The organism is Streptomyces sp. CB02414 (assembly GCF_001905385.1).
In the GTDB taxonomy this organism is placed as follows: domain Bacteria; phylum Actinomycetota; class Actinomycetes; order Streptomycetales; family Streptomycetaceae; genus Streptomyces.
Window position 1 is genome coordinate 876,686 of sequence record NZ_LIPF01000002.1, and the last position, 25,309, is coordinate 901,994.

Genomic DNA, 25,309 nt, shown 5'->3' on the forward strand with positions numbered 1-25,309 from the left:
TCCGTACGAGCTGCTGCCCGGGTCGTCCGTCGGGCCGGCGACGCCTTCCGGGTCGTACCGCACACTAACCCTTGGGGGAAGACACCCCGCTCGATCAGCTCGCTCATGAGGGACACGGCGGCTGACCTCCTACCCCGCGTATGACGGGCCCGGCCAGGGCGAGCAGGGCTCTCGACAGCCGGCCGGGCTACTGCTCGGCGTCGCCCTGCTCAGGCACCGGCGACTCATTGGCGCCCTCGGGATACGCGACGAAGGTGCCTTTGGCGGGGAGCGTGACGACGAGCCCTCGCTCTCGGAGTTCCCGGACTGCCCGCCTGGCGGTGAGGTACGCGACTTCGTACTCCTCGCCGAGATCGCGTTCACCGGGCAGCCGCGCCCCCGGCCTCAGGTCACCCGACGCGATACGGGCAGCGATGTGGTCCGCCACCTGCATGTAGACGTACGCGATCTTGTTGGGGTCGATCGGCGAACCGCCTGAGTCTGCAGCCATACCAACCACCGTAAAACAGCCCTGAGCTGCAGCGATATGCGCGATGCAGCGTACTGCTATGCACTGACATGCGTAGCACTGTAGGCTGCAGGAAACCCCGGCGACGGAGGCAAGCCGCCCCGGGGCATGGCCGACGCTGCAAAGGAGCGCCAACATGCTGGACCTTACCGTCCGCTTCCTCGCGTGGATGCTGAGCATCTGCACACCAGGCCCTCAGGGCCGCCACCGCCTGGTCGAGGAGCCGCCCTTGCGATTCATCCCCGCACCGCCACCCCGCTTCACCGAACCCCTCGACGGCAACGCCTCCCGCCTCGTACGTGCCTACGTCCCGGTGCCGCCCAACCTCCGACACCCAGCCACTTTCGGCATCGGCGTCGGCGTCACTGTGGGCCAGAAGTACATCCCCAACCCCGACAACGCATACGTACAGGCGGCCACCCGATGACCCGCCCCGCCCGGCGCATGTGCGCCCGCTGTCAGCGCACCACGGACGAACCGGTTCTGGTCCACGAAGTCCACGCCGCCACGGGCCCCGGCTTCAACGTCTACGCATGCCCGGAGTGCGCCCCGCACTATCCGCCGATGCCGGACGACCTCGAGATCCTCGACGCCGCCGCCCGCCGCCGCTCCCACCTGACGATCCGCGTCTGCGACGCCAACACGGACGGGCCCGCGACCGACTCCACCCCGTGATCGAAGTCCACGCCGACGCCCCCACCGGGCCAACCCCCTGTTCACGGGCACATCCACCCTGCACGTGCGCAGGGCGCCGACCGACCCTGTAGCGAGAGCGGAACACTCACAACACCGGCCACGGCTCCGGACGCAGCACATCCTGCGCCCGGAGCCGCGCCCCGCCTTGGCACAATCAGGACACAGTTGCAACGCCATATCGCCCCCGGACACCCGAAATGATCCGTTTCTCGGGGTAGTTCGCTCTGGCGAAACGAGCAACCTCATCGATAACGTCTGTGCTCTTGACTGAACCTTTGTCTCACGGGGAGTCCACTGTGAAGCGCCACTCTTTGCCCGTTGCTGCCGCGCTGGCGGCATCAGCAGCACTGCTGCTGACCGCGTGCGGCGACGGGAAGGACAAGTCCGATACGAACGACGCGATCGCGGGGGCGGAGACAGGCGGGGCGAAGCCGTCGGCCTCGTCTGAGGCGGAGGGGGCAGTTGACCGTCCCGAGATCGCGCTTCCGGACGATCTCACGGACACGTTCCAGGGGTGGAGGGCCGCGGACAACACTCAGGACGCGGTCCTCAAGGATGTCGCCCAACGCATCGACGCCACCAACTACGCTATTACCCAAGGGAACCCCGAGCTCTCGGCGCTGCGCTTTTACTACACCGGTGCCGCCCTCGGTGAAGCGCAGGACTGGGTTCAGTCCATCGTCGGCGACGGTTACACGATCACGGGCGAGAACCGCTACTACAACGCCAAGGTCGACGTCTTCGACTCGGCCTCCGCAGGCGTCGTCTACTGCGAGGATCAAGGCAAGGCCTACGCCAAAGACCGGAAGTCAGAGAAGGTCTTCAAGACCGAGGTGACCGACAAGTCGTACGTCCTCTACACCGCGCGCCTGGAGAAGAACGCACAAGGCGTCTGGCAGACGACGAAGCTCACGTCGCAGAGGGGGCACGAGTCATGCACTCCGTGACCATGCGCCGCCGAATCATAGTGACCGGCCTGCTCGCCGGAGCTCTCGCTCTCGCCGTGCCCGGCACGGCATCCGCAGACTGGCCGCCCAGCAAGGGCACCCAGGGCGACACCCAACAGAGCGGAAGCTCCAGCGGCGGCACCCTCATCTCAAGGGTGACGTACTCGGGTTCTGCACGCCCCAGCGGCGGTGGCAACGCCGTGCAGCCCGTGTCCGACTGGACTCCGCCCGCCTGCTGGTACGAACCGCGTTCCGTCCCCGAGTTCAGTCGGCACGTCGAGACGATGTACGAGGAGACCGTCAACACACCGGGCCAGCACAGCTACGCCAAAACTGCGGTCGGCCAGTTCCGGGACATGTACAAGGACGGCGAGTACAAGGACTACAACAAGGAAAAGGCGGACGAAGGAGCTTGGTGGGTCGCCGTCCAGAACCCCGATCGCCTGGACGATCCCGCCAGCATGGAATGCGACAAGCTCCCCTTCTGGGTGGAGAACAACGAGGATCCTGGCGTGGAGCAGGCGGTTACACCCGAGATGCTCGCCGAAGCCGCCTACAGCGCCATCCAGTTGCCCGAGACCCGCGTCACGCTCGCTCCGGAGAACGCAGCCAAGGTCAACCTTCCCACCTGGGCCTGGCTGGACAAATCCGAGTTCAAGGAGACGTCGGTCACGGCCTCCCTCAACGTCGCCGGCCTCAATATCCAGGCCACCACCACGGCCAAGCCCGTGTCACTCAAGCTGGAGCCGGGTACGCCGGACGCGGAGACGTACCCCAGGTCGGGTGCGTGCACGTTCGACGAGGACGGGTCGGTCGGGGAGCCGTACGCCAAGGGCAAGGCCGAGCGGACACCGCCCTGCGGCATCAAGTACCTCCGCTCCTCCGGAGACGGCACCTTCGACCTCCAGGCCACCATCACCTGGGACATCGCCTGGACCGGAACCGGCGGCACGGGCGGCGACCTGCCGGACGGGACCTTCGGCAACAACCAGGCGGTCACCGTGCAGGAGGTTCAGGCGGTCAATCGGTGAGCAGACGGCTCTGAAGGTGGATTCCACAGACTCAGCAGCTCAGGCGTCGATGGCAGACCACGGAAGAACGGGAGGAGCAGACGGTGTCTTTTCTGCGATTTGCAAGCGATGAAGTGATGGGCATGGCCGGGGCCCTCGAGACCAGTGGCGGCCAGATGAAGTCCGCCTCGAAGGAGATGAAACACGCCGACTCAAAACAGATGGGCCACAGCGGCCTCGAATCGGCCTGTGACGATTTCGCCGACTCCTGGGACTACGGCTTCGGCCAGCTGTCGAAAGTGACGAAAGGCGTGTCGAAGTTCGCCAAGAAGGCGTCGGAGGAATTCACCAAGCTAGATCAGAAACTCTATGACGAGATGAAGAAGAAGCAGGCGGAGTCCGGTAAGTAGTCTAAATATGGCGGTCTGCCGAGCTCAGCGGTTCTGCTGCGCCACGTCGAACGTAAACGTGCGGCCTATCTGCGCCAGCCGTCCACAGTAGGAATCGAGCAGGAATACCGAGGGCGTGGAGATGGTCACGTAGACGCAGTAGTCCCGCGGCGCGGGGACGATCAGCTGGAGCGATGCCACGGGCAGAGTGGGTCGAAGCGCCCCGACGGGACTGTCGGCGTCCAGGACCCCGCTCTCCGTCATGAAGCGTGCCGGCAGCGTGAGCAGGCGGAGTGACGCTGACATCACGCCTGGCCCGCAGGGCAGTTTGGCTGCCAATAGCATGTCCTGACGCCCCTGTGCGCCTTTGCCCAGGTCGAAGTCCAATTCTTGCGGTTCACTCTCGCCGGCGAAAAATTTCTCGTACTTCGCCCGGTAAATGCCTTCAGCCGTCAGGAGCCGGTCGTAGTGCCCGCTCGGGCGCACAGTGACCGCGAGCAGCCCCATGGACAGTCGCTCCTCGCCCGAGACATTTTCGGTCCCCAGACACATCGCCGTCAGATCGACGGTGTCATCGCCTCCTGCGGAGAAACCGGGGAGGGCAGCACGCATTTGTTGCGTCGCGGAGTCCAACTGCTGCTCGTCGGCGTCCGGTACCAGCCGTGCAAGCGCCTCACGCCAGCCGTCGGCGGCTCCCGGATCGGGAAGTCGGACGAACTCGTCGGGAACGGTGCACTGGAAGGCATAGGGAACCGCGCGACGAGCGGCCGCGTCGATCGGCGTCTGTGTCATGCGGCAGTCCCGAAGTTGGAGGGCTGCAAGCCCTTGGTGAAGCTTTCGCCAGCCGATGTGAGTGTGGTGGCGGTGTCGAACCGGGGCCCCAGCGGACCGGGCGCCATCGTATTCGGCTCGTTGTCCGGCGCCTCGTACGCGGCGAATCCGGCTCCCGGGCCGACCACCGGTATGTCGGAGATGTTCCAGTCGCCGTCCAGCCACCGGCCGTCATTGGTGTTGGAACCGATGGCGAAACCCGCACCGGTCACCGTGCCGACGACATCGAGCGCCTTGCCCGTGGCGACGTGCACCCAACCCTGCCCCGCTCTGGCGAATCCGCGCAGCGAGCCGGCCATGCCACTGGGGATCTTCGCGATGTTCCCCCAGGCCCCCGGCCCGATCCTGCCCAGGGTGGCCATGAGGCCCTGGGAAGCCCTCAGAGACCGGCCGGACTGAACGAGTGCCCGCCCGGCCTGCGCCAGCTTCGCACCGGCGAGGGAAGCGCCACCGGCGACGACTCCAAGCGCGTCCCAGGCCAGAGTCTCCCAGGTGACACCCTCCGCCCCACCGATCATCGCGGCGCTGTGGGCGGCGAGAGCACCGACACCGACGATGAACCCGATGAGCCCCAGCGCTCCCACGCCGGTACCGAGCATGAGGGCGACCAGGCAGACCACACCGATCACCATGGCGATGTCGGCGAGGATGTCCCCGACCAGCTTCCAGAAGTTGGGGTCGCTGAGGACGTTCCAGGCATCGGCCAGGAACTCGGTGAAACCGTCCACGAGGTCGTCGAACCAGCCGGGCTCGGGCGGTGCGTCGTCCGCCGCCTCCTTGACCGTGCGTGCCGTCGCGTCCGCCGCCGAGATGTACTCCACGTTCAGGGCGCTAGCCCTTGCCCGCACGGCTTCCAACTCGTCATTCGCCGCGTCGTACGCCCTCTCCTTGCCCTTCTTGTCCTTCTCGTACTCTTCCTTTTCTTTGTCCGTCATCTGTGACGTGTCGTCGGAGGCACCGTCGAGGTCACCCTTGGCACTGCTCACCTTGCGTGCGGCCGCCGCCGCCTCTTCCTCCAGCTTGCGCGCCCGTGTCTGGAACCCGTCGAGACTCGTCTCCCAGTTGGACAGCGCACGGTGAGCAGACCCGACCGAGTCGAGGGCCCGCTTGAGATAGGGCGGGATCTTGTCGACGGACTCCGTGAACACCTCGGCGGCCTTTCCGGCCCAGATGCCGTCGGACGTGCCGATTTTGCCGAGTTGGGTCTGCGCCGTACCACTCTCCCGGTTGACACGGCCGATCGCGGACACCATCAGGCGCACCGTCTCCAGATCGCCCGGAGCCGGATCGAACCCGAGGTTGGGGTATTTCGACGAACCCACTGCCATCCCCCTACATGTCGCGCCCCCGCCGCTAGGGGCTTGGCTGGCCTAGTGATAGGAAGCTATCCGTGAGGCGAGTGGTTCCCCCGCCGCCGATGAACACGGTAACCGTGTCCTGACACCTTCCGACGACCCGGCCCCGGCCCCACTCCAGGAGGTTCGATGTTCCTGCAGCCTCAGCTGAAAGCACTGCTGCGGGACAGTGCGCAAGTTGTCGAACGGCACGACGCCCGCAACCTGCAGCGGTCATGGCGCAAGTTCGCGGCCTTCGCCTATGTCGCCGAGCAGTACGGGTACCGCTATGAAGGACTGTCGTCGATTTCGCCCAAGGGAAGCCCGAACCCGTACTTCTCCTTCCGACGTCTGCCGGACGCACCGGAACGGTCCGCCTGGGTCGCCCAGCACTTCCCCACCGCGCTACAGGGAGGGCAGCTGCCCGGCATGCGGGCCGGCGGGACTCGCCTGCGTCCACTGGCCGAGGCGCAGCGTGACGTCGAGCTCCTGCACGCCCGCATCATGGTTGACTACAGCCGGACCCATGGGCGACGAGGTCTGACTGCCCTGCTGGTCATTCCCGTGGTCATGCTCATTCCGCTCTCCCAGACCGGCTTCACGCAGCAGGCGCTTCTCGTGTGCGCGGCGATCTGGCTGTTCTTCGCAGCGCTGTTCGCGACCGGCCTGTACATCGCACGGCACAGGTACGCGAAGTACAGGCGCGTCCTTCAGGAGTCAGGCGTCGACTGGCCGCCGAACCCGTCTCCCTCATCGCCGTAGGAGCCGACCATGAGGTTGGCCAGGGCGGTTCACGGCCTCCGTAGCCAGCACCTCGGCCTCGGCCTTGGTCCCGTCGCGCAGCGTGAGATCAACCCAGCCGGGCTGGAACTCAAAGGTGCACTCGAAGGCCTCATCCAGCGGAGCGGGATCGCCCGGGCAAAGCATCAGATCCACCGGAGAGAATGGGCAATGGCCTCGCACAGATTCCCCATGGGGCCGGCCGTGCCACTGAGCGGTACCGCGAAGGCCAGGTGGAGGTACCCCACATCGCCGGGCATCCGTACGTGGTAGTCCAGACTCGATTCCCTGCGGAGCCGCACCGCCTGGCCGGCAGGCAGGCCGACGACTTCCACCTCGGCTTCGGGTCCTGTCCGCTCGGCCACCGCCGCGGCGAACTCCTCCGGTGTCGGCGCCATGCCTCGGGGCATGGGTGGCCACGAGATCAGCAGTGAGGCCGGAGTGGTGGTCCCTCCGGGCACTTCCGTCCGCAGGAAGAACTCGAGCGCACCACGGGAAAGGCCGTGCTCGGCGGTGTTGCGAAGGGTGGTCCAGATGCTGCGGGAAGTCTCCGCCGAGGTACGGACTTCCGCGAATTCCTTGTCCACGAAGGTCTTCAACTGGCCACGCCAGCGCTCTTTCGTGAGATCGACGCGGAACCAGTCGCGGGGGACGAGGAGGCGGTAGTCCGACGGCGGCAATTCGGGCTCGGGCACCGTCATGCTGCCGCCGACGAGGTGATGACCGGTGAACCGTCTGCGTGGAACAGCCGGATGCTGCTGATGGTGTTGCCGAACATCGTGGAAAAGACGTCCCAGCCTGCCATGGTCGAGGTCGACATCTCCATCATGAACGTGGTGCCGTTGGGCAGCGGTACGAAGACGCGTATGAACCACGTCGGGAACGTGAGGTCTTCGCCCGTCTCGGTGAGCTCACCAAGTAGCTTGTCGTGCCGCGCACCGATGTACGAGACGGCAGATCCGCAGGGGGTATCAATCCGGGACACCTCAGCATCGCCCAGACCGCGCAGGCTCTGGGCAATCGCCTTCACCGCGCCCGCTACGTCGGCTGCATCCGGACTGTCCACCAGGCCGGCGAACACCGTCGCGGTGCAGGGCGAGTCGTCGACTGCGGTGACGCAGATACTGGCGTACTCCGCTCCGCTGGCCAGCAGGTCGTCGACGCCCAGCGCGCAAGTGACCGCGAGCGCCGTCTGAGCCTCGTCCCCTGCGCCCGGCAGCGCTTTCTCCACAAGCTCGCCCAGCAGTCGCACGGCCTCGTCGTCGTCCGTCTCGTGGATCGGTATGTCGTGGAAGATCTCCGGCATCACCCAGCGCACGTGGATGTCGTCGGCGTGCAGTGCGACCGGAGCGGGGTGGGTCGGTATCAACTCGGCGAGTTCGGGCTGGCTGGTCACGGGGACTGTTCCTTCTCGGGCACGGGACGTTCGGGCGCTTCGGGAAAGAACTTCCGCGAGGTGGCGTACATGCCGTAATAGGGGTACAGGCGCGGGATGTCGGCACCGCCCTTGCGGGCGACACCGACGATCTTGCGATACAGGCGGGCTCGGCAACGCACATTACGGGCGACGGGGTCTTGGAGGCTGCGTCGCCGCACGAGGTATCCGCCGAGGATCACGGCGCTCAAGATGACGGCGTCCACCGCGATGAACGTAATCTGGAACTGGCGTGTTTTCTGGGAGGCGACCAGATCCCAGAAGGGCCACGCCCCCACGCCGAAGACGAACAGCGGGACAGCGAGCAGGCAGCCGATGAAACCGCCCTTCTCCGTGTCCTCACGCCGCTGGAACAGCATCCAGTGGACGGCCCTGTCGTCGAGGAAGTCGAAGCGCACCTCCCGGCCGTAGCGTTCCGCCGCGGCCCTGGCCTCCGGAACGGAAGCCACGACGGACGCGGGGACCATGCTGTGCTCGGTGCCTTGGTCGTCGATGAACTTCCCGGGATCCAGGGAATGGTAATCGCTCACGGGTCGTCTCCTTATGCAGCGGGCGCCAGAGCCGTGTGGAACGACGCCGACGGCGGCTTCGGACTCGGCTGTGGTCCGCCGCCGGGTGCGCTGCCCTCACTCGGCGAGTCGCCGACCTCGTCGAACCGGTTCTTCAGCCGCATCAGGCTCTGCACCCCGAGGTTCACCGCGGAGCCGCCCTTGATGTAGCGCGTGACGAGTTCCGGTTCGAATCCCCCCGCCGGCAGCTTGATCTTGGTGATTCCCTTACTGGTGAGGAACTTCGAGGCCCACACAACGCCCTTGTTGAAGTTCTTCACGGCGAAACCGTTGGTGAAGCCGGACCAGATGGCCTTCTTCGCGGCGAGCAGGCGTGCCCCCTTGGCCGCCGCTGTGAGTCCCCTGAGCGCACCCAGACCGGGGATAATACCCAGGATGTCCAGGCCTATCTTGAGCAGGTCGAGCTTTCCACCTCGCGCGAACACGTCGTAGAGGCGCCCCGACAGAGCGGTGGCGCTCATGGCTCCCGCAGCAAGGACGAGGACCACGGCGAGTGTGCCGCCCGACAGGACGATCGCCGCGACCAGAGCCGCGACGGCCAGCGCCGTCGCGGCAGCGGAGAACCAGTCCGCATGATCGGCGATCCAGTTCATGATGCCGCCCGGATCCCTGACACTGTCATGGTGGATCACGTTCTTGATCTTCCGGGCGGCGTCGTGTGCTGCTTCGTCACGGATGACCTTCGCCTGCGTGATCTTCTTCTGACCTTCGAGCATCAGTTGCGCGGCATCGTCGCTCTTCTTCTGCTGCTTGCTGTGCTGCACTGCGTCGTCACCCGTCAGCAACTTGCCCTTGAGCGAGTCGAGGACCTCCTTGGCGGCCTTGTAGTCGACCTCGGCGGCCCGATACTCCTGAAGTCCCTTGTCCGCCAGCAGCTGCGCCCGGTGCAGCTCGCTGGCGTACTCGGACGACTCCCCGTCGCCCTCCCGGACCTTCGTGCCGATCGCGATCGCGGCCTCGTCATAGCGGTCGTAGGCGTCCTTCAGACGGCCGCTGGTGTCACCCGCGATCTCGTGAAAGGCGCGGCCCGCATCGCTGTCCCAGCCGTCGACGGAGGCCAGCGCCTTGATGTTGCGCGCCTGCTTGTCGATCTCGTCGGCCATACCGCGCAGCTCCTTGCCGAGCCGCGCCACCTCGTACGGGTCACCTGGAACCGGGTCGGAGTCGTACATCGGTGACCAGTCCTTCGGACGGGCTGTCACTGCTGCTTCTCCTTCTTCCCGCTCTTCTTGGCGCCCCTGAGCGCGTTCGCCAGTTCATGGTCGATCTCCTCGTACGACTTGGCTGCGTTGCCCGTGTACTTGGCGAGGTTCTCGATGTCCTCCATGAGCTTTTTGCGATTCTTCTTCCATGTGTCCGAGAAATCGCCGAAGACGTCGCGCAGTTTCTCGCTGCCCAGCGCGTCGCCGTACTCGTCGGCGGGGTTGCCGTTGTCCTTGAACTCGCGATGCATGCGGTACAGGGACTTCGAGCATTCCTTGATCAGGTCAAGGTCGTACCGAGTTCTGTCTGCCACCCGTTCAGACTTTCTTCCTCAGAAACCACCCCGCCCGGGCGCGGCCTGACACGGTACGTGCCGCCTCGCGCCCGGACAACGTGGTGACGCCGACTTCAGCCCTTGGCGCTCTTCGCCAACTGCTCGTCCAGGTCCTCGTACGCCTTCTTCGCGTTCGTGAGGAACTTGGACAGGCCCTCCAGGCCCTTCACGGTCTTGGCCGCGCCCTTGGTGAAGTCCTTGATGGACTCGTCGTAGGCGCCGGAGGCCTTCTGCGTGGTGAAGCCGTTGGCGACGAGTTCCTCGACGCCCTTCTCGATGGCCTTCAACATGTCTTCCATGTCGCCCATCGCCTTGATGAGGTCGTTGGCCTTCTTCTCCATCTCGGCATAAGTAAGGTCTGCGTCCTTGGCCATGACGGCTCTCCCTCCCGTTGCGGTCGCCGCAGGGCCTTCCCCCGTGGCTTGCCCGACGCGGGCCGTCCGGTCGTGTGCCGACGGTCCGCACGAGCAAAGATCTTACGGGTGGGGCTGTTGGGATGACAGGGATGCCCGGCGAGGGAAGCATGAACCGGTGCCCATCCGGGACGGGCCCGTGACAGCGGTGACAGTGCGCATCCCGTTGCACAGGGGAAAGGTGCGGCAGCTAAGGTCGCTGCACTGTGTTCAGCGTTCCGGGGGCGGCCTCAGCCCAGCGAGGAGGACGAACGTGCGCCTGAGTCTGACCGTCGTCGACCCGATCGGCGGGGCCAGCGCCGATGTGGTGCTCGACGCCGATCCGGAGTCGTCGGTCGGCGACATCACTCGGGAGCTGGCACGCCATGTCGGTGTTGCCGATGGTGCGCAGGTCATTCCTATCGGCGGGCGTCCCGGCCCCGGCGGCGCACCGCAGGCCTTCGTCGACGGCTACGCCCTCGATCCCGACGCCAACATCGTCGGCTCACCGCTGCGCGAGGGCGCTGTCGTCAGCCTGCACGATCCGGCCGGCTGCGTTGCCGGTGAGCCGACCGGTGTCGTGGAGTTCCGCGTGGCCGGCGGTCCCGCCGCCGGTGTCGTGCACCGGCTGGGCGTCGGCCGGTACGACATCGGCAGCGGGCCTGCCGCGCACATCCGTATCGAGGATCCCGAACTCGCCGCGCGTGCTGCCACCTTGTCCATCGCCATGGATGGCTCTTGCGACGTCACCCTGCACGGCATCGAGAAGAAGAACACCGGGGTCCAGGAGGAGGCGCAGGAGAAGAGGAGGAAGAGGCGGAAGGGAGAGGAGAAGCAGGAGGAGAAGGAGCGCGACCCCAACCACCCCCGGCTCGACGGCGACGACTTCGACGGCGGCACCTGGCCCCTCGGCTCCCAACTCGCCCTCCGCAACACGCTTCTCGAGATCGACGCCTACTCCCCTCCCAACGCCGCCCTGAAGTGGTCGGAGGACGGGGCCGGGCTCGACTACAACCGGCCTCCGCGGCTGCGCCCGGCGGAGCGCGAGACGCACTTTCGGCTGCCTACTCCGCCCAGGGACTACGAAGCCCGGCCACTGCCCTGGCTGATGGCGCTGTTCCCGCTGGTCGGCGCCGTCGTGTCCGTCATGATCTTCGGGCGCTGGTACTACATGATCATGGCGCTGCTGAGCCCGGTCATGCTCTTCGGCAACTACTTCATGGACAAGAAGCACGGGCGCAAGTCCCATGCGCAGCAGGTCAAGGAGTACAAGGAGACCAAGGAGCGGATCGAGAAGGACGCCCAGGACGCGCTGCGGCTGGAGCGGCTCGAGCGGCGCAGTACCGTTCCCGATCCCGCCTCCGTGCTCGCCTTCGGCACCGGGCCTCGTACCCGGTTGTGGGAGCGGCGGCGCACGGATGCCGACCATCTGCTTCTTCGGGTCGGGACCGGCCGCGTACCGTCCGAAGTCGTGCTCGATGATCCTGAGCAGGACGACCACAAGCGTCAGGTCACCTGGGACATCGAGGACTCGCCCGTCGCGCTGCCGCTGCAGGAACTGGGCGTCATCGGTGTCGCGGGGCCCGGTGACTCGGCCCAGGCACTGGCGAGGTGGGCCGTGGCGCAGACGGCGGTGCTGCACAGCCCGATGGACGTCCAGTTCTACGTGCTCACCGAGAACCAGGCGCAGCCGCGCTGGGACTGGGTCCGCTGGCTCCCGCACGCCCGCCCGGTGAACGGCCAGGACGTCAACGTGATGGTGGGGACGGACTCCGAGACCGTGAGCGCCCGGGTCGGTGAGCTGACGCAGTTGCTCGACGCCCGGCAGAAGGCCCTCAAGGAGAACAACCGCAGTGGTGCCGGTCCCGCCTTCTCCGACCCGGACATCGTCGTCGTGTGGGACGGGTCGCGTCGGCTGAGGTCGCTGCCGGGTGTCGTGCGGCTGCTGCGGGAAGGGCCGGCGGTCGCCATGTACGCGATCTGCCTGGACGAGGAGGAGCGTTTCCTGCCCGGCGAGTGCCAGGCCTTCGTCGTCGCCGAGCCGCTGCGCCGCCACGATGACGCCGTCACCGCTCAGCCCGGCGGCTCCACTCAGGCCGCCGCCGGGGGTTTCCCCTCCTTCCAGGCCTGGCACCAAGGTGCCCAGCAGGCGCAGCAGGCCGCCGAGCGGGCTCCCGAGCTGCGGCTGCGCGTCGAGCAGACCGGCGCACGGCGCAGGTCCGGTGTACGGCCCGACTTCGTCTCCCCTGCCTGGTGTGCCCGGCTGTCGCGGGCGATGTCGCCCCTGCGCGACATCAGTGGCGAGACCGAGGACTCCGCGCTCCCGTCCTCGAGCCGGCTCCTCGACGTGCTCCAGCTGGAGCCCCCGACGCACGACGGCGTCGCCGCGCGCTGGCGCATGGGCGGTCAGTCCACCATGGCGGTCATCGGTGAGTCGTACGACGGCCCGTTCGGCATCGACATACGGCGCGACGGCCCGCACGGACTCATCGCCGGTACGACCGGTTCGGGCAAGTCGGAGCTGCTCCAGACCATCGTGGCCGCGCTCGCCGTCGCCAACACGCCCGAGAACATGACGTTCGTCCTCGTCGACTACAAGGGCGGGTCCGCCTTCAAGGACTGCGTCAAGCTCCCGCACACCGTCGGCATGGTCACCGACCTCGACGCGCACCTCGTCGAACGCGCCCTGGAATCGCTGGGCGCGGAGCTGAAGCGGCGCGAGCACATCCTGGCCGCCGCCGACGCCAAGGACATCGAGGACTACCAGGACCTGGTGCGCCGGGACCCGTCCCACGCGTCCGTGCCCCGGCTGCTCATCGTCATCGACGAGTTCGCGTCCATGGTCCGGGACCTGCCCGACTTCGTGACGGGTCTCGTCAACATCGCCCAGCGAGGCCGCTCCCTCGGCATTCACCTCCTGCTGGCCACACAGCGGCCGAGTGGTGTCGTGTCGCCCGAGATCCGCGCCAACACCAACCTCCGGATCGCCCTGCGCGTGACCGACGCCGGTGAGTCGACCGACGTCATCGACGCTCCCGACGCCGGTCACATCGCCAAGAGCACGCCGGGTCGCGCGTATGTCCGTCTCGGCCACGCCTCCCTGATCCCCTTCCAGTCCGGCCGCGTCGGCGGCCGCCGCCCGGGTGCCGCCGATCCCGCGGCGCTCGCCCCGTGGGCCGGGCAGCTCTCGTGGGAGGAACTGGGACGGGCGGGGCTCACCAAGCCCAAGTCCGAGGCGCGGGAGGACGACGAGATCACCGATCTGAAGGTCCTGGTGGACGCCGTCCGGGAGGCCAACACCGCCCTCGGCATTCCGGCCCAGCACTCTCCGTGGCTGCCCGCCCTGGACGAGTCGCTGCTGCTCGACGACATCCCGGAGGTGCGCGGTCAGGGGGCGCTGCCGGCGGCTCCGTACGGCATCGCGGACCTGCCGGCCGAACAGGCCCGCCGCCCGGTGGTCGTCGACTTCGCCACCTTCGGGCATCTGCTCGTCGCCGGTGGCCCGCGCAGCGGTCGCTCACAGGTGCTGCGTACCATCGCGGGCTCCCTGGCCCGCACCGTGTCGAGCGCCGACGTCCATCTGTACGGCATCGACTGCGGCAATGGCGCCCTGAACGCGCTGACCCGGCTTCCGCACTGCGGCGCGGTCGTCAGCCGCAATCAGCAGGAGCGGGTCATCCGGTTCTTCAACCGGCTCACCGGCGAACTCACCCGGCGACAGGATCTGCTGGCCGAGGACGGCTACGCCGACATCGGGGAGCAGCGGGCCGCCGCGGCCGAGGACGAGCGGCTGCCCCACATCGTGGTCTTCCTCGACCGCTGGGAGGGCTGGCTGCCCACGCTCGGCGAGTACAACCACGGGGACCTCACCGACCAGGTGATGGTGCTGATGCGCGAGGGCGCGAGCATCGGCCTGCACTTGGTGATCACCGGTGACCGCCAGCTGCTGACGGGGCGGATCTCCTCCCTCACCGAGGACAAGTACGGTCTGCGCCTCGCGGACCGCGGCGACTTCTCGTTGCTCGACATCAACGCGCGCAAGCTCCCCGAGGAGATCCCGCCCGGCCGCGGCTACGCGAGCGGGACGGCGACCGAGACGCAGTTCGCCCTGCTGGCCGAGGACACCACCGGTCAGGGCCAGGCTGCCGCGCTCGTCGCGATCGGCGAGGCGGCGACCGCCCGGGACGCCGGGCTGCCGCGCTCCCGCCGCCCGTTCCGCGTCGACGTCCTGCCGAGCCGGATCTCCTTCGCCGACGCCTGGGCCATGCGCGACCCGGTGGCGAGCGCCTCGCCGCTGTGGGCGCTGGTGGGTGTCGGCGGTGACGAGCTCACCGCCTTCGGCCCCGACCTCGCGCAGGGTGTACCGGCGTTCGTGATCGGCGGGCCCGCGAAGTCCGGGCGCAGCACGGTGCTGCTGAGCGTCGCGCGCTCCTGCCTCGCCCAGGGCGTACGGCTGATCCTGGCGGCGCCTCGCCCGTCGCCGCTGCGGGAACTGGAGGGGACGGACGGCGTCCTGAAGGTCTTCACCGGCCGGGACATCGACGAGGACGAGATGGAGGAGCTGATCGAGTCGGCCAGTCCCGGGCAGCCGATCGTCGTCCTGGTCGACGACGCGGAGGTGCACGACGACTGCGACGCCGAGGACATCTTCAAGCGCATCGTCGAACGCGGTGTGGAGGAGGGCCTGGCCGTCGTCATCGCCGGTGACGAGGAGGAGATCTGCGACGGCTTCTCCGGTTGGCAGGTCGACATGAAGAAGGCCCGCCGCGGCATCCTGCTGTCCCCGCAGGACAGCTCCGCGGGCGAGTTGATCGGCATCCGCACGAACCGGAGCATGGTCGGCGGCCAGATCACTCCGGGCAAGGGCATGCTGCACCTCGGCAGCGGGGAGCATCTGACGGTGACCACGCCGATGTGACGGGCGCCCGCCGCCCGGCCGCCCGTCGTCCTGGCTACGCCCTCGCTACACCGCCGGCAGCGCGTAGATCTCGTGGCCGTGCGTCGCCAGCAGCCGGTTGCCGGCGAGGGTGATCTGCCACGGCTCGCCCACCGTCTTGCTGTCGGTGTACGTCCAGCGGAGCTTGCCCGTTTTCGTCTCCAGGGCGACGATGCCGCCGTCGACGGAGCCGGTGGCGCCGTACAGGGTCGAGCCCGCGCGGAGGAACGACTCCGGGCCGTCGACGTCCAGTTCGTCGCAGAGCCAGGTGCGCTTGCCGGTCTTAACGTTCACCGCCCACACGCCGTCGTCGTGGTCGCTGACGTAGAGCACGCCGTCGAAGACCGTCGGGTTGTCGAAGCCTCGGCGGCCGGCCGGGTCGAGCGTCCAGACGGTGCGGCCCTTCTCCACGTCGACGGCCTTGAGTTCGTCGCCCGGCAGGAAGACGAGACCGTTCGCGACCGTGGGCTGCCAGGACCACTCGTCGCCGATCTTCTTGGTCCACACCTGGCCGCCGGTGGCGGTGTCCCGGACGGTGAGGTTGAGGTTCGAGTCGGCGTAGACCAGGTACTTGCCGGACGCGGTGCCCTGGACGTCGTAGTCCTTCGTGCCCCAGTCCCGGTACTTGACCCACGCGGACTTCCCCGTGGTGTGGCTGACGGCCGCGACGGCCGTGCGGTACTCGGTGGCGCTCTTCGACTGGCCGTGGTCGGTCGCCGTGACGTAGACGTGCTTGCCGTCGATGGCGATCGTGTCCTCGACGGACAGTTGCTTGCCGAGGCGGCTGCGCCAGGCCTCCTCGCCGGTCTTGACGTCGTAGGCGACCAGGGCACCCTCGTAGTCGCCGTCGGCGAGGAACACCTTGTCGCCGTGGAAGAGGAGCCGGGCTCCGGGCCGGCAGATGCCCGCCTTGGTCCAGCGGGCCTTGCCGGTCCTGACGTCGTAGGCCACGAGCGGGTCGCCGCTGACCAGGAGCAGTCCGGCCTGGGTGAGGAGCGGTACACGCGGGCTGGTGCTGTCCTCCTTCGCCGACTTGTGCCACAGCGGCTGCGGGGCCACTCCGGCGGGCGGGGTCGTGAAGGTCTCGTCCGCGGGCTCGGCCGAACCGCCCTTGCCGGAAGCGTCCGTCGCGTCGTCGGAGGCGCCGTCCCCGGAGGCGAACAGCCACCCGCCGCCGACTCCGGCCACCGCGACGGCCGCCGCGGCGCCGAACGCCAGGCCGAGCGCCCGCCGCCGGGAGCGGTCCGGCCCCGGCGCCCCGCCCGCGCCGACCCGCACCGTGCCGGGAAGGGGGGCGCCGTAGCCGGGCGAGGGTGCCGGCGTTCCCCCGGGCGGCGTGCCGTATCCGGCCGGTGGCGTACCGCCGGGCGGTGTCCCGAGCGGCGCCGCGCCGGCCGGCGGGGTCCCGGCCGGCATCGCCGGCGCCGGACCGAACGCGGACGCCGCCTGCGCCGGCGAGGTGTGCGGGGGTGCGTCGGGTGCCTCCAGGTCCAGGATCCCCGCGGCGTGGGTCGCGATCGTCGAGGCGACGGCCGAAGGCAGCCAGTCGTGCAGGGCGGCGTCGATGCCCTGCCCGGCCAGCGCGGTCACGATCTCCGTGGGCGCCGGACGCTGCGCCGGGTCCTTCATGAGGCAGGCGCGGATCAGCCCCAGCAGGGACGGGGGTACGCCCGTCAGGTCGGCCTCGCCGTGCACGATCTGGTAGAGCAACGAGGCGTGCGAGGCCGTGCCGTCACCGAAGACGCCGCGCCCGGTCGCGGCGAAAGCGAGCACGGAACCCAGCGAGAACACGTCGCCCGCCGTGCCGACGTCCTTGCCCGTCGCCTGCTCCGGCGACATGTAACCGGGAGAGCCGACCACCACGCCGGTCTGGGTCATCCGGCTGCCGTCCACGGCGCGCGCGATGCCGAAGTCGATGAGGCGCGGTCCGTCGGCCGCCAGCAGGACGTTGGACGGCTTGAGGTCGCGGTGGATCAGACCCGCCGCGTGGATGTCCTGGAGGGCGGCGCCGAGTCCGGCGGCCAGCGCGCGGACCGTGCGCTCCGGCAGCGCTCCGTGGGCCGCGACCACGTCCGTCAGGTCGGGACCGAGGACGTACGACGTCGCCAGCCACGGCAGGGGCGCGTCCGGGTCGGCGTCCACGACGGGCGCGGTGAACCGGCCGGACACCGCCCTTGCGATCTCGACCTCGTGCCGGAAGCGGGCCCGGAAGTCACCGTCCGCCGCGAGGTCGGGGCGGACCACCTTCACGGCGACCGTACGGCCGCCGGGGGACCGGGCGAGGTAGACGCGTCCCATGCCACCGGCGCCCAGTCTGCGCAGGAGGCGGTAGGGGCCCAACTCCCGTGGATCGTCCGCTTGCAGTGTGTCCATGGTCGGCCTTCCCCGTCGTCAAGCGTGGGCGAACGCCGCGCCTCGCACAGGGACGTTCGCTGTCGCAGACACAGTAGTAAGAGGGGTGGCTGAGGTGGTTGCAGGGGGACGGCGGCCCATCGGCCCTCCCGCACACCTGACGCGGCGGCTACCGCACCCTCGACAACCGCGCCTTCGGCCGCCCCGAGTCCTCGCTGTCCGACTCGTACCGGAGGTCGTCGCCGACCGGTGTGAGGCGGACGGTGTGGAGGGCCTGGTTGCAGACGTTCCGGTTGCCCTCGGCTCCCACGGCGTCGGCGACGATCTGCTTGTCGGTGACCTTCTTCAGGGTCAGTACGTCGTCGCAGGTGCCGCCGAAGAGGTCGGTGTGGCGCAGGGTGCCCAGTTTCTCGCCGACCGCGGCCTCGCGGACGGTCAGCCGGAAGGTGCCGAGCGGCAGGTTGCCGTCGACGGCGACGGCCTGGCCCTCCCAGGTGCCGACGTAGCGGTCGGGGACGGGGGCGCGCGCTGAGCCGTCGCCCTTGTCCGCTCCGGGGTCGGACGGTGCGGTCGCCGACGGGGTGGGGGTGCCGCCGTCCGCGGAGTCGTTGCTCCCGCCGCCCGGCAGCAGATCGAGGACGAAGACCGACCCGACCGTCACCGCCGCCATCGCGCCGGCCACCGCGAGCGCCACCGTGCAGCTGAGCCGGCGGCCCCGGCGGCCCTCACCCGCCTGTGCGGAGGTGGCCGCGACGGAGACGGAGAGCCTGCCGGGCGGGCGGTCGCGGTCGCCCTCGCGCGGGGCCGGTACGCCGGTGCCGGGCGCCGTCGGCGTGGGCATCACCGGCGGGGGCCCGAAGACGCCGGGGGCCGCACCGCCCCCCGAGTCCCCCGAGTCCCCCGCTTCCCCCGCCCCCACCGACGGCCTGCTGAACCCCACCGGCCCCGACACCGCCCCCGACGACCTCTCCGCCGCCTCCAGGTTCAGCAGCTGTACGGCGCTCCGGCTGACCCGCTCCACCAGCGGTCCCGGGAGCCAGCCGCCGGAGACCAGGCGGGCCGCGCCCTCGGGGGCGAGGTGCCGGGCCACGTCGCCGGGGGCCGGGCGGGCGGAGGGGTCCTTGGCGAGGCACGCGGCCACCACGTCCCGCACCTCACCGTCCAGGGTGCCGAGCCGCGGCTCCTCGTGGACGACCTTGTAGAGGAGCGCGGCCGAGGAGTCACCGGGGAAGGGCGGCTCGCCCGTCGCCGCGTACGCCAGTACCGCGCCCAGGGAGAAGACGTCCGCCGCGCCCGTGACGCCCTTGCCGAGGATCTGCTCGGGGGACATGTAGCCGGGGGAGCCGATCGAGACGCCGGTGGAGGTGAGGGACGCGGTGCCCTCCGTGGCGCGGGCGATGCCGAAGTCGATCAGGAGGGGGCCGTCGAGGGTGAGCAGGACGTTGGACGGCTTCACGTCACGGTGGACGAGGCCCAGGTCGTGCACGGCCGCCAGCGCCTCGCCCAGGCCCGCGCCGAGCGCCCGTACCGAGTGGTCCGGCAGCGGGCCGCCGTCCGTGACGGCCGCGGTGAGGGACGGGCCGGCCGCGTACGCGGTGGCGACCCACGGGACGCGGGCGTCCGGGTCCGCGTCGAGCACGGGCGCCGTCCACGCGCCGCCGACCCGGCGTGCCGCGTCCACCTCGCGCCGGAATCGGGCGCGGAACTCCTCGTCGAGCGCGAAGTGCGGGTGCACGATCTTCACGGCGACCGTGCGGCCGCCCGCGCTGCGGCCCAGGTAGACCCGGCCCATGCCGCCGGAACCCAGCCGGCCGAGCAGCCGGTAGGGGCCCACGACCGTGGGCTCGTCGACGTCGAGCGGCTGCATGGCGTCCACCCCTCCCCCGTACGCCAGTGTCTGGGAGCAGGGTAGTGCGCCGCCCGTGCCGGGCCCCGGTGGAAACAGGGCTGTGTCAGGGCTGGAGCAGTTCCACCTGCACGTCCGCCGGGAAGCCGGTCGTCGGGCCCACCCGGCGGGCGAACTCGGTGACCGCCTCCAGCTGCGGGCCGCCGAAGCGGAAGTCGAGGGTGGTGAAGTACTTCGCGAGGGTCTTCTCGTCGAAGGCCTCCCAGCGGGCCGCCTGCTCGGCGACCTTGTCGACCTCCTCCAGGGAGAGGTTGCGGGAGGCGAGGAAGGCCTCGTGCACCTTGCGGGTGATCACCGGCTCGCGCTGGGCGTAGTCCTTGCGCGCCGCCCAGACCGCGAAGACGAACGGCAGGCCCGTCCACTCCTTCCACAGCGCGCCCAGGTCGTGCACGGCGAGGCCGTAGCGCGGGCCGTCGATCATGTTCGCGCGCAGCGCCGCGTCGCCGATGAGGACGGCCGCGTCTGCCTCCTGCATCATCAGGCTCAGGTCGGGCGGGCAGGTGTAGTAGTCGGGCGTGACCCCGAAGCGCTCGGCGAGCAGGAGCTGGGCGAGGCGGACGGAGGTGCGCGAGGTGGAGCCGAGGGCGACGCGGGCGCCGTCCAGCTTCTCCAGCGGCACCTGCGAGACGATCACGCACGACATGACCGGGCCGTCGCAGCCGACGGCGATGTCGGGGAAGGCGACGAGGTCGTCGGCGTTCTTGAGGAATTCGACCAGGGTGACGGGGCCGATGTCGAGATCGCCCTGGACGATCTGCTCGCTGAGCTTCTCCGGGGTGTCCTTCGTGAGCTCGAAGTCGAGGAGCGTTCCCGTTCTCGCGAGCCCCCAGTACAGGGGCAGGCAGTTCAGGAACTGGATGTGGCCGACGCGCGGCCGGGTGCGAGAATTGTCCACATCGCGAGGCTAGCCCTCCCCCCGTTTCCGCCGGTCGCCGACCCCCGGCGTCAGCCGAACGGACGGGTGGTTCAAACATTCGGGTGAAGTGATCTTGGCCTCTGTTGCGCCGGGGGGCCTGCGTGCTAGGCTCACAGCAAGTTGCAGTTTGGTTTCCCTTGCAGTACAGAGCCTGCGGAGCATGTGACCGCGGGCTCTCGTCGTTCTCAGACGTATGCAGTTGTGCGGCATTCACAGTCTTCACACTTGCTGGTTCTGGAGCAGGGCAACCCTTTGGGCCCAAGGAGGGCTTATGGCTACCGGAACCGTGAAGTGGTTCAACGCCGAAAAGGGCTTTGGTTTCATCGCCCAGGAAGGCGGCGGCCCCGACGTCTTCGTCCACTACTCCGCGATCAACGCGACCGGATTCCGGTCCCTCGAGGAGAACCAGCAGGTGTCCTTCGACGTCACGCAGGGTCCGAAGGGCCCGCAGGCGGAGAATGTCACTCCTGTCTGATCGACAGCAGTACCCAAGGAGCCCCGCGCCGGTTTCGGCGACGGGGCTCCTGCCCTTTCCGGGGGTCCGGCGGGCTCCTTCCCGGATTCTCGGTGAATTCCGAAGACGGTCAGTCGCTGTCGGTGGCAGGCCCTAGGGTCCCGCCATGACCCACGACACCGGCTTCCTGGACACCACCCGCACCTTCTACGACACCATCGCCGAGGACTACGCCGGCCTGCACCGTTCCACGGGCGCCGGCACCCCGCTGGACCGGGCGCTGATGGGCGCCTTCGCCGAGCTGGTGGGGCCGGAGGGGGAGGTGGCCGACCTGGGCTGCGGGCCCGGCCGGGTCACCGCGCACCTCGCCTCGCTCGGCCTGCGCGTCTTCGGGCTGGACCTCTCCGCCGCGATGCTGGAGATCGCGCGCCGCGAGCACCCGGGACTGCGGTTCGAGGAGGGCTCCATGCTGGAGCTGGACCTGCCCGACGGGGCCCTCGCGGGGGCCGTCTCCTGGTACTCGTCGATCCACACGCCGTGGGACCGGCTGCCGGACCTCTTCGGGGAGGTGCGGCGCGTGCTGGCGCCGGGCGGGCACTTCCTCCTCGCCTTCCAGGTCGGTGACGAGCCGCTGCACGTCGACCGTCCCTTCGGCCGCCCGGTCGCCCTGCACTTCGAACGGCGGCGGCCCGAGGCGATGGCCCGGCTGCTGGAGGAGGCCGGGTTCACCGTGCTGTCGCGGACGGTGCGCGTGCAGGAGGAGGACACCTCCGCGAAGGTCCCGCAGGCCTGCCTGATCGCCCGCCGCTGAAGCTCCCTCCCGGCCTCTCCCGGCCCTACTTCTCGTACAGCTCCTCGACCGCCTCCGCGAAGTCCCGCATGATCACGTCGCGGCGCAGCTTCATCGAGGGGGTCAGGTGGCCCTCCCATTCCGTGAAGTCCCTCGGCAGGACGGCGAAGCGGCGGATGGACTCCGGGCGGGAGACGAGTTTGTTGGCCTCGTCGACGGCGCGCTGGAGGACCGCGTGCACCTCCTCGTCGTCGACGAGCAGCTCCGGCGGCACAGGGTGCTTGCCGTTCATGCGGCGCCAGTGGTCGAGGCCCTGGACGTCGAGGGTGAAGAGGGCGGAGACGTAGGGGCGGCGGTCGCCCAGCACGATGCACTGGGAGATCAGGGGGTGGGAGCGCAGCCAGTTCTCCAGCGGGGCCGGGGCCACGCTCTTGCCGCCCGCGGTGATCAGGAGCTCCTTCTTGCGGCCGGTGATCGTCAGGTAGCCCTCGTCGTCCAGGCTGCCGATGTCGCCGGTGGCGAACCAGCCGTCGGGAGCGGCCGGGACGACGCCGCCCGCCTGCGGGTCCCAGTAGCCGTGCAGGACCTGCTCGCCGGCGACCAGGATCTCGCCGTCGGCGGCTATCCGGACGCGGGTGCCGGGCAGCGGCCAGCCGACCGTGCCGAGGCGCGGCTTGAGCGGCGGGGTCACCGTCGCCGCGGCCGTGGTCTCGGTGAGGCCGTAGCCCTCGAAGATCTCGATGCCGGCCCCGGCGTAGAAAGCGGCCAGGCGGCGGCCGAGCGGGGAGCCGCCGCAGATGGCGTACTTGACGCGGCCGCCCATCGCGTTGCGAATCTTGCGGTAGACGAGCGGGTCGTAGAAGGAGCGGGCGGTCTTCAGGCCGCGGCCGGGGCCGCCGCCCTCGCCGGTCTGGCGGGCCTCCATGGCCTCGCCGTAGCGCACGGCCACCGAGACGGCGCGGTCGAAGGCGGCGGCCCGGCCGCCGGACTCGGCCTTGGCGCGGGCGCTGTTGAAGACCTTCTCCAGCATGTACGGGATGGTGAGGAGGCAGGTCGGGCGGAAGGCGGCCAGATCCGGGAGCAGGTCCTCGGGCTTCAGGCTCGGGGCGTGGCCCAGGCGGACGCGGGCGCGGACGCAGGCCACGGCGACCATGCGGCCGAAGACGTGGGACATCGGGAGGAAGAGCAGGATCGAGGGCTCCTCGCCCGTCTTCGCCTTGAAGACGGGGTAGAGCAGCTCGATGGCGTTGTCGACCTCGGCGAAGAAGTTGCCGTGGGTGAGCGCACAGCCCTTGGGGCGGCCGGTGGTGCCCGAGGTGTAGATGAGGGTGGCGAGGGTGGACGGACCGAGCATGCCGCGCCGTACGTCGATCTCCGCGTCCGGCACCCGCTCCCCCAGCTCCGCCAGCCGCTCCACGTGCCCCTTGTCCATGACCCACAGGTGTTTGAGGTCGGGGATGCGGTCCAGCTCGGGGCCGAGGGCCGCGGCCTGCGCGGTGGTCTCGGTGACCAGGGTGACCGCGCCGGAGTCCTGGAGGATCCAGCGGGTCTGGAAGAGGGACGAGGTCGGGTAGACGGGGACGGTGACCAGACCGGCCGCCCAGGCGGCGAAGTCCAGCAGCGTCCACTCGTACGTCGTCCGGGCCATGATCGCGATGCGGTCGCCCGGCGTCAGGCCCTCGGCGATCATGCCCTTGGCCACCGCCAGCACCTGCGCGGCGAACTGTGCCGCCGTCACCTCGGACCAGTCCCCTTCGGGCGACCTGCGGCTGAGGACCACCTGGTCCGGGACGGCCGCCGCGTTGTCGAAGGGCAGGTCGGCGAGGGAGCCGCGCCGCACCGGCGGGGCGAAGGGGGGTACGTACGCCTCCCGCACGGCCCCGTCCAGCCGCCGCGTCTCGGGCGCCACCAGGGTGGGGCCGGGCGAGTCGGCGTAGGCGGCGGACGCGGCGAAGGAGGGAAGCGGGGTGGACACGGGCGGCTCCTGGAACGTGCAGCGGCGACACTGCGAACGTGCAGCGGCGACACTGCTCTGCTGGCGACCGCGCGGTCGGCGGTGCTCTGCTGCATGACGTACGTGCCTCGCGCGCCGAGGCGTTCATCGCCGGGTCCGCGGACGTGGGTCACCGGCGGTCAGGTGGGGATCGTACGGTTCCCTCGTGGGGAGTTGGTGCGGGTTCCGGGACGGTCCCGCGCCGGGGGTGTGCAGTCTTGGGGGTTACCTGCCAGTAAGTCACGTTCTTTCCAGTATGGCCGTCACGCCCTGGCCGCCCGCCGCGCAGACCGAGATCAGTCCGCGTCCCGGCCCCCCGCGCTCGGCGAGCAGCCCGGCCAGCGTCGCCACGATGCGGGCGCCGGTCGCGGCGAAGGGATGGCCGGTGGCCAGGGAGGACCCGGCCGTGTTCAGGCGGGCGCGGTCCACCGGGGCCAGGCCCCGCTTCTCCCAGGCGGCGAGCGTGGCCAGCACCTGGGAGGCGAAGGCCTCGTGGATCTCGACCAGGTCGAAGTCCTCGATCCCGAGCCCGGCCCGCTCCAGCATCCGCGGGACCGCGTACGCCGGGGCCATCAGCAGCCCGTCCTCGCCGCCCGCGACATCGCCGCCGGCGAAGTCCACGGCCGCCGTCTCGTACGCCGTGAGGTACGCCAGCGGCTCCAGCCCCCGCGCCTCGGCCCACTCCTCGCTCGCCAGCAGCACCGTCGCCGCACCGTCCGTCAGGGGCGTCGAGTTGCCCGCCGTCATGGTGGGGCCGGGGGTGTCCAGGCCGAACACGGGCTTCAGCGCCGCCAGTTTGCCGGCGGTGGAGCCGGGGCGCAGGTTCTGGTCGCGGGCCAGTCCCCGGAAGGGGACCACCAGGTCCTGGAAGAAGCCCCGTTCGTACGCCGCCGCCAGCCGCTGGTGACTGGTGGCGGCCAGCTCGTCCTGGGCCTCGCGGGTGATGCCCCAGGCGCGGGCGGTCACGGCCGCGTGCTCGCCCATCGACAGGCCGGTGCGGGGTTCGGCGTTCCGCGGGATGTCGGGGACCAGGTGGGCCAGGCGGATCTTCGCCAGCGCCCTGGCCCGGCCGCCGGGGGACTTCGCCCGGCGGGCCTCCAGGAGGATGCGGCGCAGGCGGTCGTTGACGCCGAGCGGCGCGTCGCTGGCGGTGTCGGCGCCGCCCGCGACCGCCGACTCGGTCTGGCCGAGGGCGATCTTGTTGGCGGCGGCGATGACGGCCTGGAGTCCGGTGCCGCAGGCCTGCTGGACGTCGTAGGCGGGGGTGCGGGGGTCGAGGGCCGAGCCGAGGACCGTCTCGCGGGCGAGGTTGTAGTCGCGGCTGTGCTTGAGGACCGCGCCGGCCACGAACTCGCCGACCGCGCCCGGCTCCGTCAGGCCGTGGCGCTCGGCCAGTCCGTCGAGGGCCGCGGTGAGCATCTCCTGGTTGGAGGCGGTGGCGTACGGCCCGTCGGAGCGGGCGAAGGGGACGCGTGCGCCGCCGACGACCGCGACGCGGCGCGCCTGTGGCGGCTGCGGCTTCAGGGGGCTCATC

At 69.7% G+C, this 25,309-nt stretch carries 23 protein-coding genes; 9 read left to right on the top strand and 14 right to left on the bottom strand.

Annotated elements, in window-relative coordinates; all coding sequences use genetic code 11:
• Positions 1 to 187: 187 nt before the first annotated feature.
• Positions 188 to 490 (bottom strand): winged helix-turn-helix domain-containing protein, encoded by a 303-nt coding sequence (locus AMK11_RS10205; RefSeq protein WP_073725373.1) that lies wholly within the window; start codon positions 488 to 490, stop codon positions 188 to 190.
• A gap of 154 nt (positions 491 to 644) precedes the next feature.
• Between AMK11_RS10205 and AMK11_RS10210 the strand changes: the two genes are divergently transcribed.
• The 5 genes from AMK11_RS10210 to AMK11_RS10230 all read left to right on the top strand — a co-directional run bounded on the left by AMK11_RS10210 (position 645) and on the right by AMK11_RS10230 (position 3,571).
• Positions 645 to 935: a hypothetical protein gene (locus tag AMK11_RS10210; RefSeq protein ID WP_073725375.1), complete on the top strand. Its 291-nt coding sequence runs from the start codon at positions 645 to 647 to the stop codon at positions 933 to 935.
• Complete coding sequence (locus AMK11_RS10215; RefSeq protein WP_143194568.1) at positions 932 to 1,183, top strand: hypothetical protein; 252 nt, start codon at positions 932 to 934, stop codon at positions 1,181 to 1,183. The genes AMK11_RS10210 and AMK11_RS10215 overlap by 4 nt, the downstream gene beginning before the upstream one ends.
• Before the next feature lie 317 nt (positions 1,184 to 1,500).
• Complete coding sequence (locus AMK11_RS10220) at positions 1,501 to 2,151, top strand: hypothetical protein (protein WP_073725379.1); 651 nt, start codon at positions 1,501 to 1,503, stop codon at positions 2,149 to 2,151.
• A 2-nt stretch (positions 2,152 to 2,153) separates the two neighbouring features.
• Positions 2,154 to 3,182, top strand: a complete 1,029-nt coding sequence (locus AMK11_RS10225; RefSeq protein WP_241846929.1) for a hypothetical protein — start codon at positions 2,154 to 2,156, stop codon at positions 3,180 to 3,182.
• Positions 3,183 to 3,265: 83 nt separating this feature from the next.
• Positions 3,266 to 3,571, top strand: coding sequence for a hypothetical protein (locus AMK11_RS10230; protein WP_073725381.1), 306 nt, complete (start codon positions 3,266 to 3,268; stop codon positions 3,569 to 3,571).
• 24 nt (positions 3,572 to 3,595) lie between these two features.
• On the opposite strand, the gene AMK11_RS10235 is transcribed toward AMK11_RS10230, so the two are convergent.
• Entirely contained in the window at positions 3,596 to 4,342 is a 747-nt protein-coding gene (locus tag AMK11_RS10235) for a hypothetical protein (RefSeq protein WP_073725383.1), read from the bottom strand.
• Positions 4,339 to 5,703 (bottom strand): putative T7SS-secreted protein, encoded by a 1,365-nt coding sequence (locus tag AMK11_RS10240; RefSeq protein ID WP_073725385.1) that lies wholly within the window; start codon positions 5,701 to 5,703, stop codon positions 4,339 to 4,341. Before AMK11_RS10240 ends, AMK11_RS10235 begins: the two co-directional genes overlap by 4 nt.
• Positions 5,704 to 5,865: 162 nt before the next feature.
• On the opposite strand from AMK11_RS10240, the gene AMK11_RS10245 reads away from it, so the two are divergent.
• On the top strand, positions 5,866 to 6,477 hold the full coding sequence (locus tag AMK11_RS10245; RefSeq protein WP_073725387.1) for a hypothetical protein: 612 nt from the start codon (positions 5,866 to 5,868) through the stop codon (positions 6,475 to 6,477).
• Between the two features lie 164 nt (positions 6,478 to 6,641).
• Here the strand turns inward: AMK11_RS10245 and AMK11_RS10250 are convergent, their stop codons facing one another.
• The 6 genes from AMK11_RS10250 to AMK11_RS10275 all read right to left on the bottom strand — a co-directional run bounded on the left by AMK11_RS10250 (position 6,642) and on the right by AMK11_RS10275 (position 10,410).
• Positions 6,642 to 7,196, bottom strand: coding sequence for a hypothetical protein (locus tag AMK11_RS10250; RefSeq protein ID WP_073725389.1), 555 nt, complete (start codon positions 7,194 to 7,196; stop codon positions 6,642 to 6,644).
• Positions 7,193 to 7,891, bottom strand: coding sequence for a hypothetical protein (locus tag AMK11_RS10255; protein ID WP_079187334.1), 699 nt, complete (start codon positions 7,889 to 7,891; stop codon positions 7,193 to 7,195). Before AMK11_RS10255 ends, AMK11_RS10250 begins: the two co-directional genes overlap by 4 nt.
• The gene (locus AMK11_RS10260; RefSeq protein ID WP_079187335.1) at positions 7,888 to 8,460 is read right to left on the bottom strand and encodes a hypothetical protein; all 573 of its coding nucleotides are present in this window, start codon (positions 8,458 to 8,460) and stop codon (positions 7,888 to 7,890) included. Before AMK11_RS10260 ends, AMK11_RS10255 begins: the two co-directional genes overlap by 4 nt.
• An 11-nt stretch (positions 8,461 to 8,471) precedes the next feature.
• Positions 8,472 to 9,671: a putative T7SS-secreted protein gene (locus tag AMK11_RS10265; RefSeq protein WP_241846930.1), complete on the bottom strand. Its 1,200-nt coding sequence runs from the start codon at positions 9,669 to 9,671 to the stop codon at positions 8,472 to 8,474.
• Positions 9,672 to 9,697: 26 nt separating this feature from the next.
• Positions 9,698 to 10,015, bottom strand: a complete 318-nt coding sequence (locus AMK11_RS10270; protein ID WP_073725393.1) for a hypothetical protein — start codon at positions 10,013 to 10,015, stop codon at positions 9,698 to 9,700.
• 95 nt (positions 10,016 to 10,110) lie between these two features.
• Entirely contained in the window at positions 10,111 to 10,410 is a 300-nt protein-coding gene (locus tag AMK11_RS10275) for a WXG100 family type VII secretion target (RefSeq protein ID WP_073725395.1), read from the bottom strand.
• Positions 10,411 to 10,702: 292 nt separating this feature from the next.
• On the opposite strand from AMK11_RS10275, the gene AMK11_RS10280 reads away from it, so the two are divergent.
• Positions 10,703 to 15,346 (top strand): FtsK/SpoIIIE domain-containing protein, encoded by a 4,644-nt coding sequence (locus AMK11_RS10280; protein ID WP_073725398.1) that lies wholly within the window; start codon positions 10,703 to 10,705, stop codon positions 15,344 to 15,346.
• 45 nt (positions 15,347 to 15,391) lie between these two features.
• Here the strand turns inward: AMK11_RS10280 and AMK11_RS10285 are convergent, their stop codons facing one another.
• The 3 genes from AMK11_RS10285 to AMK11_RS10295 form a co-directional block, all read right to left on the bottom strand.
• On the bottom strand, positions 15,392 to 17,737 hold the full coding sequence (locus tag AMK11_RS10285; RefSeq protein ID WP_073725400.1) for a protein kinase domain-containing protein: 2,346 nt from the start codon (positions 17,735 to 17,737) through the stop codon (positions 15,392 to 15,394).
• A gap of 148 nt (positions 17,738 to 17,885) precedes the next feature.
• On the bottom strand, positions 17,886 to 19,583 hold the full coding sequence (locus AMK11_RS10290; RefSeq protein WP_073725743.1) for a serine/threonine-protein kinase: 1,698 nt from the start codon (positions 19,581 to 19,583) through the stop codon (positions 17,886 to 17,888).
• An 85-nt stretch (positions 19,584 to 19,668) separates the two neighbouring features.
• Entirely contained in the window at positions 19,669 to 20,517 is an 849-nt protein-coding gene (locus tag AMK11_RS10295) for a menaquinone biosynthetic enzyme MqnA/MqnD family protein (RefSeq protein ID WP_073725402.1), read from the bottom strand.
• Between the two features lie 292 nt (positions 20,518 to 20,809).
• Here AMK11_RS10295 and AMK11_RS10300 point away from each other — a divergent pair, with 292 nt between their 5' ends.
• Together AMK11_RS10300 and AMK11_RS10305 are read left to right on the top strand one after the other, a co-directional pair.
• Positions 20,810 to 21,013, top strand: a complete 204-nt coding sequence (locus AMK11_RS10300) for a cold-shock protein (protein WP_004984723.1) — start codon at positions 20,810 to 20,812, stop codon at positions 21,011 to 21,013.
• Between the two features lie 145 nt (positions 21,014 to 21,158).
• Positions 21,159 to 21,803, top strand: coding sequence for a class I SAM-dependent methyltransferase (locus tag AMK11_RS10305; protein ID WP_073725404.1), 645 nt, complete (start codon positions 21,159 to 21,161; stop codon positions 21,801 to 21,803).
• A 25-nt stretch (positions 21,804 to 21,828) separates the two neighbouring features.
• On the opposite strand, the gene AMK11_RS10310 is transcribed toward AMK11_RS10305, so the two are convergent.
• Both AMK11_RS10310 and AMK11_RS10315 read right to left on the bottom strand, forming a co-directional pair.
• The gene (locus AMK11_RS10310) at positions 21,829 to 23,757 is read right to left on the bottom strand and encodes an AMP-dependent synthetase/ligase (protein ID WP_073725406.1); all 1,929 of its coding nucleotides are present in this window, start codon (positions 23,755 to 23,757) and stop codon (positions 21,829 to 21,831) included.
• A 258-nt stretch (positions 23,758 to 24,015) separates the two neighbouring features.
• Positions 24,016 to 25,308: an acetyl-CoA C-acetyltransferase gene (locus AMK11_RS10315; protein WP_073725408.1), complete on the bottom strand. Its 1,293-nt coding sequence runs from the start codon at positions 25,306 to 25,308 to the stop codon at positions 24,016 to 24,018.
• Position 25,309: the final 1 nt, after the last annotated feature.